Origin of the sequence: Paenibacillus sp. GXUN7292, assembly GCF_050864975.1 — a bacterium.
In the GTDB taxonomy this organism is placed as follows: Bacteria; Bacillota; Bacilli; order Paenibacillales; family Paenibacillaceae; genus Pristimantibacillus.
Genome location: NZ_JBOZWO010000013.1, coordinates 20,481 through 35,797, shown reverse-complemented (window position 1 = coordinate 35,797; position 15,317 = coordinate 20,481). Strand labels below are relative to the sequence as shown.

Genomic DNA, 15,317 nt, shown 5'->3' with positions numbered 1-15,317 from the left:
TTGAAATCGTCCGCTTCCGTTACCATTGAATTTCCGTTAACTTATTTCTCATCCGCTCTTTGTGAAGAGCGAACTGCTTATGCCTGTGCCCATTGGCCCCCGAAGGATGTGGAAACCCCCATAGGCATCGGTTTTCATCCAGCTTGCCTTCTTTAATAAGAATATTCAGTGCACTTTCTACTGTTTTGCCGAGCGGAATAATGAGCGCAGCATTCGTTAATTGAATTTCTTCTTCTACATACGCTAATGCAGCTTTCTTCAGCATTTGGCTGGACATTAAGCCAGGATGTGCGCCACTATAGTTTTTCTTATTCATAAAAACCGGAAAACGCAGCATAGATGTTGTATGCAGCAGACTTTGCTGCGCATGAAACAGCTCGGAACTGCTCGAAGTATTCAAATACTTATGCAAATTTATAGCATCCAGCATGTCCATCAAGTTGCTCCTCATGCTTCCTGCAAATCTTGCCTTCTCTTTTGCTTGTCTGCATGCTTCTTCAACACAAAGCCCTTTTTCTAATGCAGCCTTTACGGCTTGTATTGCTATTCTCATTTGTGCAAAACCCGGCGTTAGTCCGATAATCATAATCTTTGCTAAAGGATTGAAATATTCATTATGCGGCGCGTAGTATACTTCCAGCTTCCCGCTGCGAGCCATCAGCAAATCATCAGTCAGCAGCTCTTCTTTTCGCCATGCTTTATGCTTAGGAAGTGAAAGAATGGCTCGTCTATACGTATTTAAATGCTGTGTAATAAGCATAAATTTTCTCACCTCTACCTCCTAACTTGTCCATTCATGCATACGAGCATCCCAAAAATTCATCCAACAAGGATAAACGGCTCCGCCGTCCTTTGAACAAGCTCGTTTACCAATGAAATATTGGATCAGGTATGAAGTGTAAACTTATGCTTTCATATCATTAAAAAACGCCAGAGCTGCCGCCCTGACGTTTTACTTATATTCGCTTATGTTTTATTCAATAATCGGTACAGCTTCAAAGCAAGCTGGATTTGCAGAAGCTCATCGGCATCCTTCAAATCACTATGCAGCAGCTCCTTCGTCTTGTCTATCCTATAAATAAAAGTATTGCGGTGAATATACATCGCTTTGGCAGCCTCTGATACATTGTGATTGTATTTAAAATAATATTCTAGCGTAGACATGAAGCTTGTACCAAACAAATGATCATGCTCCGCTACCGCGTTCAAAGTCTTTTGGAAAAAACGTTCCATCTCTACTGCATTCACATTGTTATCCAAAAAATGATAAACTGCAAAATCTTCATAGTGGGATACGATGCGATTATATTTCAAGCGCTGCTGCAGCCGCAGCACCTCCTGCGCCTCGAAAAAGCTTTTGTACAGCATATGGATCGTCTTGTATTGGCCGCCAACGCCAATGAAAAAAGCAATACCCTTTTGCTGATGATGCAGCCGGTCATAAATTTCCTGTGCATAGCTCTTCGCTTCATTTTTCGTTATTGCTGCTTTATTTTCACTTCTTCCCACTAAAATGACGATTTGCTGGTTACGATAATAGCAAGTTACTTCCCCGTTTGCTGACTCAGACCATTCATTTATAAGCTGCACGCATTTTTTGGCGATATGCTCCAGCTCGTACTTGTGAATCACCATATTGGAATAGCTTTCCGGATCCTTGGTTTCCATATGGACAAGCAAGCAGTAGTAAGCATATTTTTCCTGCAGGCCATGCATATCAGATAAGGTATCGATCATTTTGGCGGATATCGGATTGCCGGACAATAGCACATCAAAAAAGTCCTGTCTGATTTTCAGCTTCACTTCTTCAATTTCTCTTGCCTTAATGCGATCCAACGCCAAAATAGTCGATACATTTTCCAGCGCCAAATAATCAAATTCGACCAGCTTGCGTACGGTTTGAAAAACAACGATAAACCCATATACAAAGCTCGACACCGCCACGGGCATAATGCGGCATTTGAATTCCTGTCCATTATGAAAATAACTGCGTTTAATGGATCGTTTGATTTCACTCATATAGTTAGGAATACGATCGGTAAAATCTGCACCGAACACAGGCTTGCTAATGACTAGCGGTATCATTTGCTCAAGCGGAGTAATGGCTTCCGCATGCTCCTTATAGCAGAGTAAATTCCAGTCGCGATCCAATATGACGACCGGATTATGAATCGTAGCGGACAGCTCCGCCGTAATTTGCTCAATCCCGCCTCCTTCAAGTGCGATCTTGAATAAGGCGTTGTGCAGATCCAGCGAACGCCGGTTCAAGCTATCATAGCCCGCATTCGTTTTTTCATTAATAATTGCGATAACCTGCGATAACGTATATTGGAAGGGCAGCTCTAAAAGCGGAAAGCCCAGCTTGTCAGCCAGATCAATCATATTTTGCGGAAGCTTATCGAAATATCGTTTCATCTTGATGACCAAACCTGCACAATTGCTTTCTGCAAGCTCTTGAATGACTCTATCTTGCAGCTCTGCGCTGTCTTTAAAAATATAGCCTGTCGATAAAATCAGCTCGTTAGGAGACAGCCAGTCAAACACATCAGGATTCTCGATAATATTAACGATCGAAATTTGATTGGTCATACCAGTATGACCTGCAGCCAGCTTAATACCTTCAATCGCCTTTATATGCAATAAATCATTGACGGTTAACATTACGACCCTCCCCTTCCTTTGCTGACCCATTATGCAATGTGCACAATAAGTAATATGTATTTTTAGTTTCGGTGAATGATGACCGCTTCATAGCAGCAGAATTATAATTAAGGTAATGGGCGGATATTACCAATAAATGTGAAGTATTTCACAAAATTCTCACGTTTTTAGGTTCACCATTCCAGGGACTTTCATTCCATCAACTTCACTAGTGTAGCATCTAAGAATTGGAATGCCAAGGATAAGCGACTTTACGGTCTAGGTGAAATGAGCACCCTCATTAGTATCCGTCCAGTACAGTTATGCAACTCATCACATCATGTAAGGAGGAGATTCTCTGACTGATCATGACGAACAAATCAAACCAAAAGGCAGCCTATGCTTGTAACGCGATTTCCGGCGATCTCGAATTTCTTCGGCTTCTTGGGAAAGGATCTTTTCAAGGAATCATTCACAGCAGCTTTGAGCGTACATTTAACGTAACTTGCTTGGAAAATGGCGAGCTCTATACAATAGCAGCTCGGCATTTGGATAATGGACCCAATACTTTGATAACCGATCTCGACAGTTGTTCCACACTGGAGCTAGCCGTTGGCGATCGGATTTTTGTCAGCAACAAGTGTATAAAAGTAGAAAATAAGTTGAATATATCCATCAGGCAAACGGAACCTTGGCAATGCCTCTTGCCTGCTTATCCTGCCGATACTGCGCTTTTGAAACAAAATATTTTCGAAGCAAAATTATTTATTCAGGAGCATGGCCAAGCAGGCGGAATGAAAAAGTCAATAACAACTGATAATATCATTCAAACCGAATTTGCAAGAATGCTCGAGGAACGATCGCGAAACCTGCTTGGGCAGCTATCCCTGGTCAGATGGGAAAGCGCAGCTCAACAAGCTGTTTCATTGATAGGACTTGGTCCAGGCCTCACCCCTTCAGGTGATGACTATTTAACAGGATTGTTTACGGTATTCAATATGCCAGATAGTCCGCTTTGGCCCTATCGGTCTTTTTGCATGGATGTCGTTTTGCATGCATCGAAACTCACAAATCAGATCAGTTGCATAACTATGAAAAAAGCTGCCGCCGGACAAGTTAGAGAGAAAATTGTTCAATTTATGCAAGCTGTGATTCATAGCACCTCAGAAGAAACAAAAGACAGGCTTGCTGCCGTATTGAGCATCGGTTCCTCTTCTGGAACGGATATCGCTCTCGGACTTATTCACGGATTGGAGCTTCACTTAAATTAATGCTGGAGGTAGAATATGGCAACCAAAGTAGTCATTAAAAAGAACACATATTTCGATTCCGTCTCCCTTATGTCATTAACGACTAAAGCGAATCAGATCGAAGGCATCGAACAAGCCTTTATTGCAATGGGAACTAAAATGAACAAAGAAGTGCTGCAAAATGTCGGCCTTATGACTGCCGAGCTGGAAGAAGCGAAAAACAGTGATCTTATGATTGTTATCAAGGCTGCAACAGATGATTTGGCTGAGCAAAGCTACGAGGCTGTTGAAGAGCTGTTTATCAAAAAGGACGAGGCTATCGGCGCAAGCGATATCAAATATCCAACTATTGATTCCGCAGCTAAAAGCATTCCAGGTGCCAATCTGGCTGTCATTTCAGTAAACGGCGCTTTTGCAGCGAGAGAAGCTAAAAAAGCGTTGGAAAATGATCTTCACGTCATGCTGTTCAGCGATAATGTCAGCGTTGAGGAAGAAATTGAATTGAAGCAGATGGCTCATGAGCGAGGACTGTTCTTGATGGGTCCAGACTGTGGTACTGCCATTATTAATAATATCGGCTTGTGCTTTGCTAACAAGGTTCGTAAGGGAAGCATCGGTATTGTTGGCGCTTCTGGTACAGGCAGTCAAGAAGTTAGTGTACGCATCCATGACTTTGGCGGCGGCATAACCCAGCTTATCGGTACAGGCGGACGCGACCTAAGTGAAAAAGTTGGCGGAATCATGATGTTAGATGGAATGAAAGCACTAAATGAGGATGATGCAACGAAGGTTATCGTTCTTATTTCGAAGCCGCCAGCAAAAAGCGTTGAGCAAAAAGTGCTTGCCGAAATTAAAAATATGAATAAGCCCGTTGTCGTTTGCTTTATTGGCGGCTCCGAAGAAGCGGTTGTAGCTGCAGGCGGACATTTTGCCAAAACAACAAAAGAAGCTGCGCTTAAAGCTGTCATTTTATCTGGCGTTGATGAAAGTAAAATTGACAAGCATCCGCTTAATTTGCCGCTTATTGAAGAAGTTAAAGCTAAGCTTACACCAGAGCAAAAATATATTCGCGGTCTATTTTGCGGCGGCACACTTTGTGACGAATCCATGTATTTGGCAATGGAAAAGTATGATGACGTTTATAGCAATATCCCTAAAGATCCAGAAAAGCGCCTGATAAACATTCAAGTCAGCGAAGCTCATACCTTTATCGATTTCGGTGATGACGAATTTACGAATGGCAAGCCGCATCCAATGATTGACCCTTCTACTCGCATAGATCGCTTCAAGCAAGAAGCTAAAGATCCGTCTGTAGGCGTTATTTTGATGGATTTTGTACTCGGCTACGGCTCCCATGAAGACCCTGTAGGCGTTATGGTTCCTGCCATTATTGAAGCTAAGCAGCTTGCAGAGCAAGAAGGAAGACATCTTGAAATTGTCGGTTATGTGCTAGGTACGGATTTGGATACACCTTCCGTAGATGAGCAGTTGAAAAAACTGGTTGATGCAGGCGTTACTTATGCGAGCAGCAGCACGAACGCTGGACTATTGGCTAGAGGCTTTGTGGAGAAAGGGGTTTAAATAGATATGAGCAAAACGAATACGCTTTTCAACAGTGATCTGCATGTTATCAATGTCGGTCTTGAAATGTTTAAAGATGATCTATTAAAACAAAAAACAAGCGTCAGCCACTTGGAATGGAAGCCGCCAGGCGGCGGCAAGCCTGAGCTGATTGCTGCTCTAGATAAACTGGAACAACCAGAAATATTGGAAAAGATTGAAGCAGCCAACAAGCTGGCGGTTGAACGCATTATTAATTCACAGCCTGTGCTGATTGGCTTCGATCAAGCGATTAACGTCGTTCCTGGCATGACCAAAACGACTATTTTACATGCAGGTTCTCCAATAACTTGGGAGAAAATGAGCGGTCCAATGAAAGGCGCAGTTACGGGCGCACTTGTTTTTGAAGGCTTGGCCAAGGATTTGGAAGATGCTGAAAGAGTAGCGGCATCCGGTGAAATCACCTTCTCTCCATGCCACGAGCATAACTGTGTTGGATCCATGGCAGGCGTAACTTCAGCTTCCATGTTTATGCATATTGTCGAAAATAAAACTTACGGAAATATCGCATTCACAAACTTAAGTGAACAGCTTTCCAAAATTCTTCGTATGGGCGCTAACGATGAAACAGTTATCGCGCGTCTTAACTGGATGAGAGACGTGCTTGGACCGATGCTGCGCGACGCCATGAAATTCTCTACGAATGGTATCGATCTGCGTCTCATGCTGGCTCAAGCGCTTCACATGGGTGATGAGTGTCATAACCGTAACAACGCCGGTACAACAATGCTGATTCAAGCACTTACACCTTTGATTTTGCAAACGGACTTTACAACGGAACAAAAAATCGAAGTATTTAATTTCGTAGCAAGCAGTGACTACTTTTCTGGCCCGACTTGGATGGCAATGTGTAAATGCGCGCTTGATGCAGCACACGGCATCGAGAACAGCACGATCGTTACGACAATGGCGCGCAACGGCGTAGAATTTGGTATTCGCGTAAGCGGCATGCCTGGAAATACTTGGTTTACAGGCCCCTCACAAAAAGTTATCGGACCGATGTTTGCCGGCTACAAACCTGAAGATGCAGGACTGGATATCGGCGACAGCGCGATAACAGAAACTTACGGAATCGGCGGCTTCGCAATGGCTACTGCGCCAGCTATCGTTGCTTTAGTCGGCGGTACGGTGGATGAAGCATTAGGCTATTCAACAAAGATGAGAGAAATTACTACGACTGAAAATCCTAATGTGACGATTCCATTGTTGAATTTCCACGGCATTCCAACAGGCATAGATATTCGCAAAGTGATACAAACTGGAATTATGCCGGTTATCAATACTGCGATTGCCCACAAAGAAGCTGGAATCGGTATGATCGGCGCAGGGATTACCAATCCGCCAGTTGATTGCTTCGAGAAAGCCTTGCTTGCGCTAAGCTCCGGAGACAATCTATGAGCGAGAATTTGATCAGTCAAGAGCTTATAAATGCTTGTGACCGCGAGGATGCAGCTGCTGTTGAGCAGCTGCTTTCGGGCGGCGCAGATGTTCATTTTAAGGATGCCAATGGCCGTACAGCTCTAATGGCCGCTACCCAAAAGAACAATATGGCAATAGCCAAGCGTTTAATTGACGCTGGCAGCGATGTAAATGCAAGAGATATTACACAGCTCACGCCTTACCTTTGTGCGGGAGCGAATGGCTTTTATCATATTTTGCGCCTCACGATTCAAGCGGGTGCAGATATAAAAAGCGTGAATCGATTTGGCGGCACGGCGCTGCTTCCTTCCAGCGAGAAGGGCTACCTGAAAACCGTTCAAGTTTGTTTGGATGCAGGCGTTGCAGTTAATCATATCAACAATCTAGGCTGGTCCGCTTTATTGGAATCAGTCATCCTGGGCAACGGCGGCCGGTTGTATTCGGATATTATCCAGCTGCTAGTTAAGGCTGGCGCTGATATTCATCTGAAAGACCGTGACGGCAAATCTTCCCTTCAGCATGCCGAACAAATGGAGCAGCAAAATGTCATCCGGATATTAAACAATGAGAACGTTGACAGCCACCCGAATATTACTGAAGCCAAGGAACTGGCTCGCCAGGACAAGTATAAGGAAGCCATCCAGCTTATTGACGCAGCGCTAAGCGAAAATAAGCAAAACACAGACTTGTACTACTATAAGGGCTATTTCCTTGGAGAGCTTGGCGAATATGGGAATGCAATTGCGTTGTACAATCAAGCATTGTCGTTACAGCCTGACGATCTCGACTTTTATTTCTATACAGCCAATAGCTGGCGGATGCTGAAAAAGCCTGAGGAAGCGCTCTCTGAGTACAATAAAGCGATCGAGCTTAATCCTGACGAGACATTTTATCGGTATCACAAATCCAATTATTTAAGAGAATTGGGCAGGCATGAAGAAGCTGTAGCCGAGATGGATAAGCTGCTTGAGCAGCAGCCTCATCGTTATGATTTCTCGTTCCACAAAGCTAACAGCTTGCGTTCGTTGGGCAGGCATCAGGAGGCTATTGACGCTATAGAAAATGCAATTGCCAGTGATCCTTCCAATCCGCTTTATCACCAGCATAAAAATCAGTCGCTGCATTTGTTAGAAGAACAGCAAAAATCATGATGTTAATTGGCAAGTGAATCGTTATCCAATTAAAACGCCCATAAGGGAGATTGGGGAACTCACAATGAGTGACGATAATAAAATGATCGAGGAATTTAAATCCTACGGCTATGCAGATGATATTTTGCCAATTCCGCAAGAAAAGCGCGATTGGGGCATGTTCAACTATATCACCGTTTGGATGGGTCCTGTACACAACATTATGTCGTATATGACCGTAGCAGGATTTTTTGTTCTCGGTTTAAATGTAACACAAGTGTTTTGGGCAGTTATGCTGTCAGCTCTAATCGTTTCTGCCGGCTATGCCCTTAACGGTATTGCTGCAGCTAAATATGGTATTCCTTTTGCCATGCTGCTCAGAGATTCCTTTGGCGTCAAAGGCTCCATTATTCCAGCTCTTAGCAGAGGCTTGATCTCTGGCCTTGTTTTTTTCGGAACAACAACAGTCGTCGGTGCACAGGCGTTCAACGTCATATTCACCCGCATATTCCCGGATTATATGTCCTGGGGCGGTGGCTTCAACCTATTCGGTTTAGACTTTCCAACGATGCTTTCGTATATCATTCTATGGGTCATAACCGTACTGCTTTTCTTGACTGGCATGAAGGCGCTTAGCAAATTCAGCGCATACTCATCGCCTATCGTATACGTGTTTATTATCGGCGCTGCTATTTGGGGCATTTACGTCGCAGGCGGCATCGGACCTATTATGGACTACGTGCCTTCGCAGCCTATGGATAACCCGCTTGTCTTTATCGCTTGCGTAAGCGCATTAGTATCAAACTGGGCCGGCCCTATCGTCAATATTTCTGACTTTACACAGCGCGCCAAATCAATCAACGCTCCAAAATGGGGACTTCCGATCGGTTTTATCGCATCCTATATATTATTTGCGATTACAAGTATCGCTTTGATTGCAGGTGTAGAAATCGCATTTGGAGAGCCAATCTTCAACATCGTAGACGCTATTGGCAAAATGGGTAGCACCTTTGCTGTTATTATCTTGCTTTTGGCACTCAATTTGGGTGCGACTGCATTCGTCGTATTCGGTAATTTGCAGCCAGCAGGCTTGCAAATGACAGCGCTGTTCCCTAAGCTGTTTACCGTTAAAAGCGCAGGTATTCTCACAGCTGTAATCGGTACGATTATCCTGCCTTGGAAGCTTGTGTCCGATACAACAATGCTGTATCTGTTCTATAGCTTTATCGGCTCGATGTATGGTCCAATAGCAGGTATTATGCTTGCCAGCTTCTTCATTCAACGCAAGCAGGTGTTAGACCTTCGCCATATGTATGTAAAGCCGGGCTCTAACGGCGAATTCAAAGGCGGTTATAACAAAGTTGCTATGACCGTGCTGATCATAAGCTTCCTGATCCCAATGTCCGGTGTCGTATTTACTAATGTGCCATTGCTCGTCACATTCAAAGATTTTGCCTTCTTCACCGGGTTCATTATTTCGTTTATTCTTTACACTTTATTCTACAAAAAATCGAATGCCGTTACACAAGGATAAACGGCTCCGCCGTTCTTCGCGTAAACGAAGGAGGCACGTTAACCGATTCAATAGTTCAAGCTTCACACCTATTCTTGATGATTCAGTCAAACATGCAGGAGGAGACAATGGGGAAATATGTAGTAGTAGCTATTGGCGGCAACTCGCTCGTCAAGGACAATGACCGTGATTCTATTCAGGATCAATCCGAAGCCGTTCGCGAAATTGCTGCCAATATTGCAGATATGGTACAGGAAGGCACCGATGTGGTCGTTACTCATGGCAACGGGCCGCAGGTCGGCTTTGAGCTGAGACGCAGCGAGGTTGCCCACGAAGTAATCGGCATGAGCGCTGTTCCGCTCGTCAATTGCGTTGCCGATACACAAGGCGGAATCGGCTATTTGGTTCAGCAAGCGTTAACCAATGAGTTTATTAACCGCGGCATTACTAAAAAAGTCGCTACAGTAATTACGCAAGTAGAGGTTAGCAGCGATGATCCAAACTTCCAAAACCCAACGAAGCCGGTAGGCTCCTTCTTCACTGCCGAGCAAGCCGAAGAGCTGAAGAAATCTTATCCGGAATGGACAATGATTGAAGACTCCGGCCGCGGATATCGCAGAGTTGTGCCATCACCTGTACCGGTTGATATTGTAGAAAAGGATGTTATCAAATCGCTGATCGAATCCGGCTATGTCGTAATCGCAGTTGGCGGCGGCGGCATTCCGGTCGTGAAGACAGCCGAGCAAACGTATGAAGGTATTGATGCTGTAATCGATAAAGACTTTGCTACGAGCTTGCTCGCAGAGCAGATCGATGCAGAAGCGCTTGTCATTACAACTGGTGTTCCAAAAGTATTCGTCCACTTCGGCACGCCTGAGCAGAAAGCGCTGGATGAGGTGTCCGTTGAAGAAATCAAGCAATATGCAGCTGAAGGCCATTTCCCGAAAGGCAGCATGCTGCCAAAAATCGAAGCCAGCCTCAAATTCCTTGAGAAGCAAGGCCGCCGTGTTATTATTACAAATCCTGAAAGCTTACAGGATGCCATCAAGAAGCAAGCAGGAACCCATATCATTAACTAATTTTTAGGGAGGCTATTACAATGGATTACATGAAAATGGCAGCTGAAAAAACAATTGAAGGCATGAACGCAAAGGTAGGCGGCCCATTTGGCGCTACGATCGTGAAAGGCGACGAAATTATTGCAGTAGTCAGCAATACGATGATGCGCGACACAGATCCTTCAGCACATGCAGAGATGGTTGCCGTTCGCGAGGCATGCAAAAAATTGGGCACGATGAATTTGGAAGGCTGTACCGTGTATGCCACTTGCGAGCCTTGTCCAATGTGCGTTTCTGTTATGATCTGGGCAGGCATCAAAGAAGTATACTACTGCAATACTTCTGAAGATGCAGACAAGTTTGGCTTCAGCGACATGCATTTGCGCAAGTATTTGAAAGGCATTGATGACAGCGTAATTAATATGGTTAAAGTGCCGCAACGCGATGATTGCGACTACCTGTTCGAGCATTTCGATAAGCTTCAAGAAGAAAACAAGTAACAGCTTGACGCTTTCGCTGCAAATTACAATTTTCTGCTGCCCGTTCGGCGAACGGTTCTCAAAAAATAACGAGTCATTGTAGAGTCTTATTATTGCTTGCCAAAGGCTGCACACTATGTCTCGGCATGGTCACACGTTCCGTTATTTGCCTTAAAAGCGTCATTTTTGTAATTTCGCGGCCACACATTCCGCTATTCGGGTCTAGAAGAAGCTTTTTCTGCGATTTATGGATCAATAGCGGAACGTCTGTCACTTTGCAGCCTCAAAACTGCGATTTTGGGCGTAATAACGGAACGACTGACCAGCTAGGGATGTTGTTGATCATTGTGAATAGGGAAACAAGCAATGCGAAATGGCGGTCGCTGCAATCATGTTTAGGCGGGGACTGCAATCATGTTTAGGCGGGCACTGTATTCCAGTTTAGGCGGACGCAGCCGCTGCTTCATTCCCAATTGGCTAAGCATATGGAACAAACCTCTCCTTGCAGCTCATCTGCAAAGAGAGGTTTTTTTGCAACTTGCTAGGTTATAGCAATTTTCATTTGCTAGGTTATAGCAATTTTCATTTGCTACGTTCTAGCGATTTTCATCACTACGTTCTAGCAAGTTTCGATGTAAAGCTATAGGTGCCGGAGCCTGCATAATAAACGACTTCAGCATCGCTTTCCTCATAAAGTGACAGGTTTTCTGTCTCATTATTAACAGGCTGACCATTCTCTTCTATTTGACCAGAGTAAGCAGACGGAATATGGATATAAGCACGAGTGTTTGCAGGAATACAGACGGATAAATGGAAGGTATTGCCCTCAAGTTTCCACTCAGACTTTACTTTGCCATAAGGAGTTTCATAGCTTGCTTTCGAATAGGTTAAGCCGCCTAAAGGCTTGGGTGCTATAGTTATTTGCCGGCAGCCTGCTTCCTTGCCCCTAATTCCTCCGATCTGCTCATACAGCCACTCTCCAACAGAGCCAAAAGCGTAATGACAAAGGGAGTTCATTCCCGGTCGCTGAAACCCTTTCTCCTTCGTCCAGCCGTCCCAGCGTTCCCAAATCGTAGTAGCTCCATTCACTACAGAATATAGCCATGAAGGATAGCTTTCTTTTAATAATAGAGAAAATGCCAATTCATGATGACCATATCTGGACAGCACGCGCATCAAGGAGCGGGTGCCATGAAAGCCGGTAGTAGCCATGCCTGCCGAGGTCACTTTACGAATGAGCCGGTTCAATGCTTTCTCTTCCAGCTGTTTATTATGAATTAAATTGAAATCGAGCGCCATGGCATATACAGTCTGTGTATCCCCCTTGATCTCGCCATCACTAGTAATAAATTCAGCATGAAATGCTGCTACGATTTTTCGGTATAAGGCTTCATAGTGTGAAACCTCCTCCCTGCTTCCTATCAAGCTGGCGATCTTTATCATGATCTGAGCATCATAGGCCCAATACAAGGTAGAAAAAACGTCATACGGGGTAGAAGAATTTTCAGCGACGAGCCAGCCATATTGTTCTTTCATTTCCTCAAGCGGACGTTCATGGACAGATAACCAGTCCCCGTATTGCGGAGCGTCGCAGCGTATGCCGCTTGCATAGAGCTGATCGTTATAATCCATCCAGCGCTTCATGCTGTCATAGTGGCGCCTTAAAATCTCCCTGTCTCCATATACCTCATACATGAGCCAGCTAATGATAACCGGTGCATCCGCCCAGCCGGCAGAACCAATATGGGTATACGTAAAATCATTGTTATAGGCTGTTTTGGGCCCAAACACAAATGGTGCAAAGTCGCTGTAAGCGCCGGTTGGCTGCTGTCCGTCCGCCAGATCCGTCATCCACTTCGTCATAAAAGAAGCAATATCCATATTGTAAGCCGCTGTTCTTGCGAAAATTTGCGCATCCCCCGTCCAGCCATGCCGCTCATCACGCTGCGGGCAATCGGTTGGCACACTCATATAATTATTGCGCTGCGACCAAAGTATATTTTGGAACAATTTATTTATCAGCGGATTGGAGGTTGTAAGCTCCCCTGTTTCCGTAAGATTGGAATGAACAACCTTGCAGGTAAGCTGCTCCTTCGTCAATGGCTTCGTTAACCCGCTAATCTCAACGTATTGAAAGCCATGGCAAGTAAACGCAGTTTCAAATTGATAAGCACCCGCTTCTGCTGTTTTAAAACGATCCGTTTGCAGCGCTAAACGCAAATTATCCGTATATAAATTTCCTTCTGCATCTAGCGCCTCAGCATAACGAAGCGTGATGGTTTGCTGCGCTTCCTCCTCCAGCTGCAGCGCCAGCCAGCCGGTCAGATTTTGACCGATATCGACTAACCAGCTTCCATTTGGCAATTGTCTAATAGAACGGATTGAATGCTCGCGGGTTTGGGCAACAGGCGGAACCATCTGAGCAACCAGCTTGCCGCGATAGTCGTACATCCGCTCTGCCGGATACCAAGTATGTTCTTCAAAAGACGGCAGCATCCATCCCTCCATTGCTTTATTCGCATCATAGGTTTCGCCCATTTGCAGGTCTGATGCGGTAATCGGGCCGAAAGACGCTTTCCAGCTCTCATCGCTGGAAACGGACATGCCTGTTCCATCTTCAAACTCAATATTGCACTGCATGAAGAAGGAGGGCTCCATGCCGTATTTTTGAAAGCCATACATGCCAAGATAGCCTGTATACCAGCCATGGCCCAGCATAACGCTTAATGCAATTTCACCGCTGCTTTGCTGAAATGCTGAAGTAGCGTCATAAGTTTGATACTGCGTGCGAACATGATAATCTGTCCATTCTGGTGCAAAAAGATGTCTGCCCAGCTTTTCACCGTTAACATGAAGGCGGTATACGCCAAGCGCGGTTGCATATATCGTTGCACGGCGAACGGCCTGCTGCAAATTCAACGATTTGCGGAAATAAACAACCGGATTAGGCCTCTCCCTAGTCGGGCGAAGACCGCTTTTTAGACCGATCCAGCAGCCATGCCATTCATCGCGCCGGAGCAGCCCCATACTGAAAAAGGCAGGCTCACTATATGAGGTCACTTCATTTTTCTCATCCCAAATGCGTACTTTCCAATATACCTGCTGCTCAGAAGAAAGGGGATCGCCTTCGTACTTTACATGCAATGAATTGTCGGAGAACACCTTGCCTGTGTCCCATAAATCGCCTGTATCAGCATGCAGTAATCCTTCATTGGATGAGGCGATAATTTGAAAGGCGGATTGCATAACCCCGCGGCGGTTAGCAGAATCAATGATCCAGCTGAAGCGGGGCCGGGGGCTATCAATACCCAGCGGATTGATTAAATATTCGGTACGTAAAGAAGTCAATTGTATGGAATTCAACGGAAAGCCTCCTCCTCTATCCTTTTACTCCGCCGGATGCCATGCCTTCCATCACTTTGCCGGAGAAGAAAAAGAATAAAATCAATAATGGAATGGTAGCCATAACGGAACCAGCCAGCGCCAGATCAAAGTTATACATCATATTATTCGTGAATTTAACGATCATAAGCGGCAATGTTTTATTGCTTTCACTTTGCAGAAAAATAATCGGAATAAAAAATTGATTCCATATTTGCACGGACATAATGATACATACGCTGAAAACAACCGGGCTCGCGAGTGGAAACATTATTTTATAAAAGGTTGTCCATTCATTCGCTCCGTCTATTTTGGCAGATTCGTACATATCCTTTGGCAGCTTTTCAAAAAAAATAGTTAGCAGAAAGACGGGCATGGACAGTCCAGCCGCCAATACAAGCACTACCGCCCAAGGAGTATTAATTAAGCCCAGCTGCCGGATAAGCAGAAAGACGGGAACGATCCCGAGCTGAACAGGAAACATTAATCCGACAAGAAAATAAAGCAGCACGCCTTGCTTGCCTTTAAATTGAAATCTGCCGATCCCGTATGCAGCCATTGTAGATAAAATAACAACCAGAAGCAGTGCGGCGATGAGAATGAATACACTATTGAAAAAATAGACGAAAAATTTCGCCTCGGCAAATAGCTTGATATAGTTGGCAAAGCTCAAAGCATCCGGGATGCCGAATGTGTTGGACAGCAAATCCTTTTTGTCCCTTAAAGACTGAAAAGACATATAGCCTAGCAGAAAGAGGGTGAAAAGCGATGTCCCCCATAATAAAATGGAGCTCGTAATCATCTTTTTTGGACGCAGTATGTTCATA

11 protein-coding genes are annotated in these 15,317 nt (G+C 44.7%); 7 read left to right on the top strand and 4 right to left on the bottom strand.

The genetic code is table 11. The features are described from left to right. Nucleotides 1-19: 19 nt before the first annotated feature. Together ACRRU2_RS12670 and ACRRU2_RS12665 are read right to left on the bottom strand one after the other, a co-directional pair. Nucleotides 20-772 (bottom strand): uracil-DNA glycosylase family protein, encoded by a 753-nt coding sequence (locus ACRRU2_RS12670; RefSeq protein WP_432502104.1) that lies wholly within the window; start codon nt 770-772, stop codon nt 20-22. Between the two features lie 194 nt (nt 773-966). Next, complete coding sequence (locus tag ACRRU2_RS12665; protein ID WP_432502102.1) at nt 967-2,661, bottom strand: PucR family transcriptional regulator; 1,695 nt, start codon at nt 2,659-2,661, stop codon at nt 967-969. Nucleotides 2,662-3,149: 488 nt separating this feature from the next. On the opposite strand from ACRRU2_RS12665, the gene ACRRU2_RS12660 reads away from it, so the two are divergent. The 7 genes from ACRRU2_RS12660 (at nt 3,150) to ACRRU2_RS12630 (ending at nt 11,130) form a co-directional block, all read left to right on the top strand. Further along, nucleotides 3,150-3,911, top strand: a complete 762-nt coding sequence (locus tag ACRRU2_RS12660) for a DUF2877 domain-containing protein (protein WP_432502100.1) — start codon at nt 3,150-3,152, stop codon at nt 3,909-3,911. A gap of 15 nt (nt 3,912-3,926) precedes the next feature. After that, a complete protein-coding gene (gene fdrA, locus ACRRU2_RS12655; protein WP_432502098.1) occupies nt 3,927-5,471 on the top strand; it encodes an acyl-CoA synthetase FdrA in 1,545 nt (514 codons plus the stop codon). Between the two features lie 6 nt (nt 5,472-5,477). After that, a complete protein-coding gene (locus ACRRU2_RS12650; protein WP_432502096.1) occupies nt 5,478-6,908 on the top strand; it encodes a DUF1116 domain-containing protein in 1,431 nt (476 codons plus the stop codon). Beyond that, nucleotides 6,905-8,080, top strand: coding sequence for a tetratricopeptide repeat protein (locus ACRRU2_RS12645; protein WP_331699950.1), 1,176 nt, complete (start codon nt 6,905-6,907; stop codon nt 8,078-8,080). Before ACRRU2_RS12650 ends, ACRRU2_RS12645 begins: the two co-directional genes overlap by 4 nt. A 64-nt stretch (nt 8,081-8,144) precedes the next feature. Then, nucleotides 8,145-9,593 carry a cytosine permease gene (locus ACRRU2_RS12640; protein ID WP_331699949.1) on the top strand — a complete coding sequence of 483 codons (1,449 nt, stop codon included), beginning with the start codon at nt 8,145-8,147 and terminating at the stop codon, nt 9,591-9,593. A 107-nt stretch (nt 9,594-9,700) separates the two neighbouring features. Further along, on the top strand, nt 9,701-10,651 hold the full coding sequence (gene arcC / locus ACRRU2_RS12635) for a carbamate kinase (RefSeq protein WP_432502093.1): 951 nt from the start codon (nt 9,701-9,703) through the stop codon (nt 10,649-10,651). Nucleotides 10,652-10,671: 20 nt separating this feature from the next. Then, a complete protein-coding gene (locus ACRRU2_RS12630; protein ID WP_432502091.1) occupies nt 10,672-11,130 on the top strand; it encodes a nucleoside deaminase in 459 nt (152 codons plus the stop codon). Nucleotides 11,131-11,721: 591 nt separating this feature from the next. Here the strand turns inward: ACRRU2_RS12630 and ACRRU2_RS12625 are convergent. Then, nucleotides 11,722-14,472 carry a glycoside hydrolase family 78 protein gene (locus tag ACRRU2_RS12625; RefSeq protein ID WP_432502089.1) on the bottom strand — a complete coding sequence of 917 codons (2,751 nt, stop codon included), beginning with the start codon at nt 14,470-14,472 and terminating at the stop codon, nt 11,722-11,724. 16 nt (nt 14,473-14,488) lie between these two features. Next, a complete protein-coding gene (locus tag ACRRU2_RS12620) occupies nt 14,489-15,316 on the bottom strand; it encodes a carbohydrate ABC transporter permease (RefSeq protein WP_432502087.1) in 828 nt (275 codons plus the stop codon). Nucleotide 15,317 lies beyond the last annotated feature (1 nt).

Excerpts from the sequence above, each read along its gene's own strand:
- fdrA (WP_432502098.1), top strand. The coding sequence starts at position 3,927 with ATGGCAACCAAAGTAGTCATTAAAAAGAACACATATTTCGATTCCGTC.
- ACRRU2_RS12620 (WP_432502087.1), bottom strand. The coding sequence starts at position 15,316 with ATGAACATACTGCGTCCAAAAAAGATGATTACGAGCTCCATTTTATTA.
- ACRRU2_RS12640 (WP_331699949.1), top strand. The coding sequence starts at position 8,145 with ATGAGTGACGATAATAAAATGATCGAGGAATTTAAATCCTACGGCTAT.
- ACRRU2_RS12665 (WP_432502102.1), bottom strand. The coding sequence starts at position 2,661 with ATGTTAACCGTCAATGATTTATTGCATATAAAGGCGATTGAAGGTATT.
- ACRRU2_RS12645 (WP_331699950.1), top strand. The coding sequence starts at position 6,905 with ATGAGCGAGAATTTGATCAGTCAAGAGCTTATAAATGCTTGTGACCGC.
- ACRRU2_RS12650 (WP_432502096.1), top strand. The coding sequence starts at position 5,478 with ATGAGCAAAACGAATACGCTTTTCAACAGTGATCTGCATGTTATCAAT.
- arcC (WP_432502093.1), top strand. The coding sequence starts at position 9,701 with ATGGGGAAATATGTAGTAGTAGCTATTGGCGGCAACTCGCTCGTCAAG.
- ACRRU2_RS12630 (WP_432502091.1), top strand. The coding sequence starts at position 10,672 with ATGGATTACATGAAAATGGCAGCTGAAAAAACAATTGAAGGCATGAAC.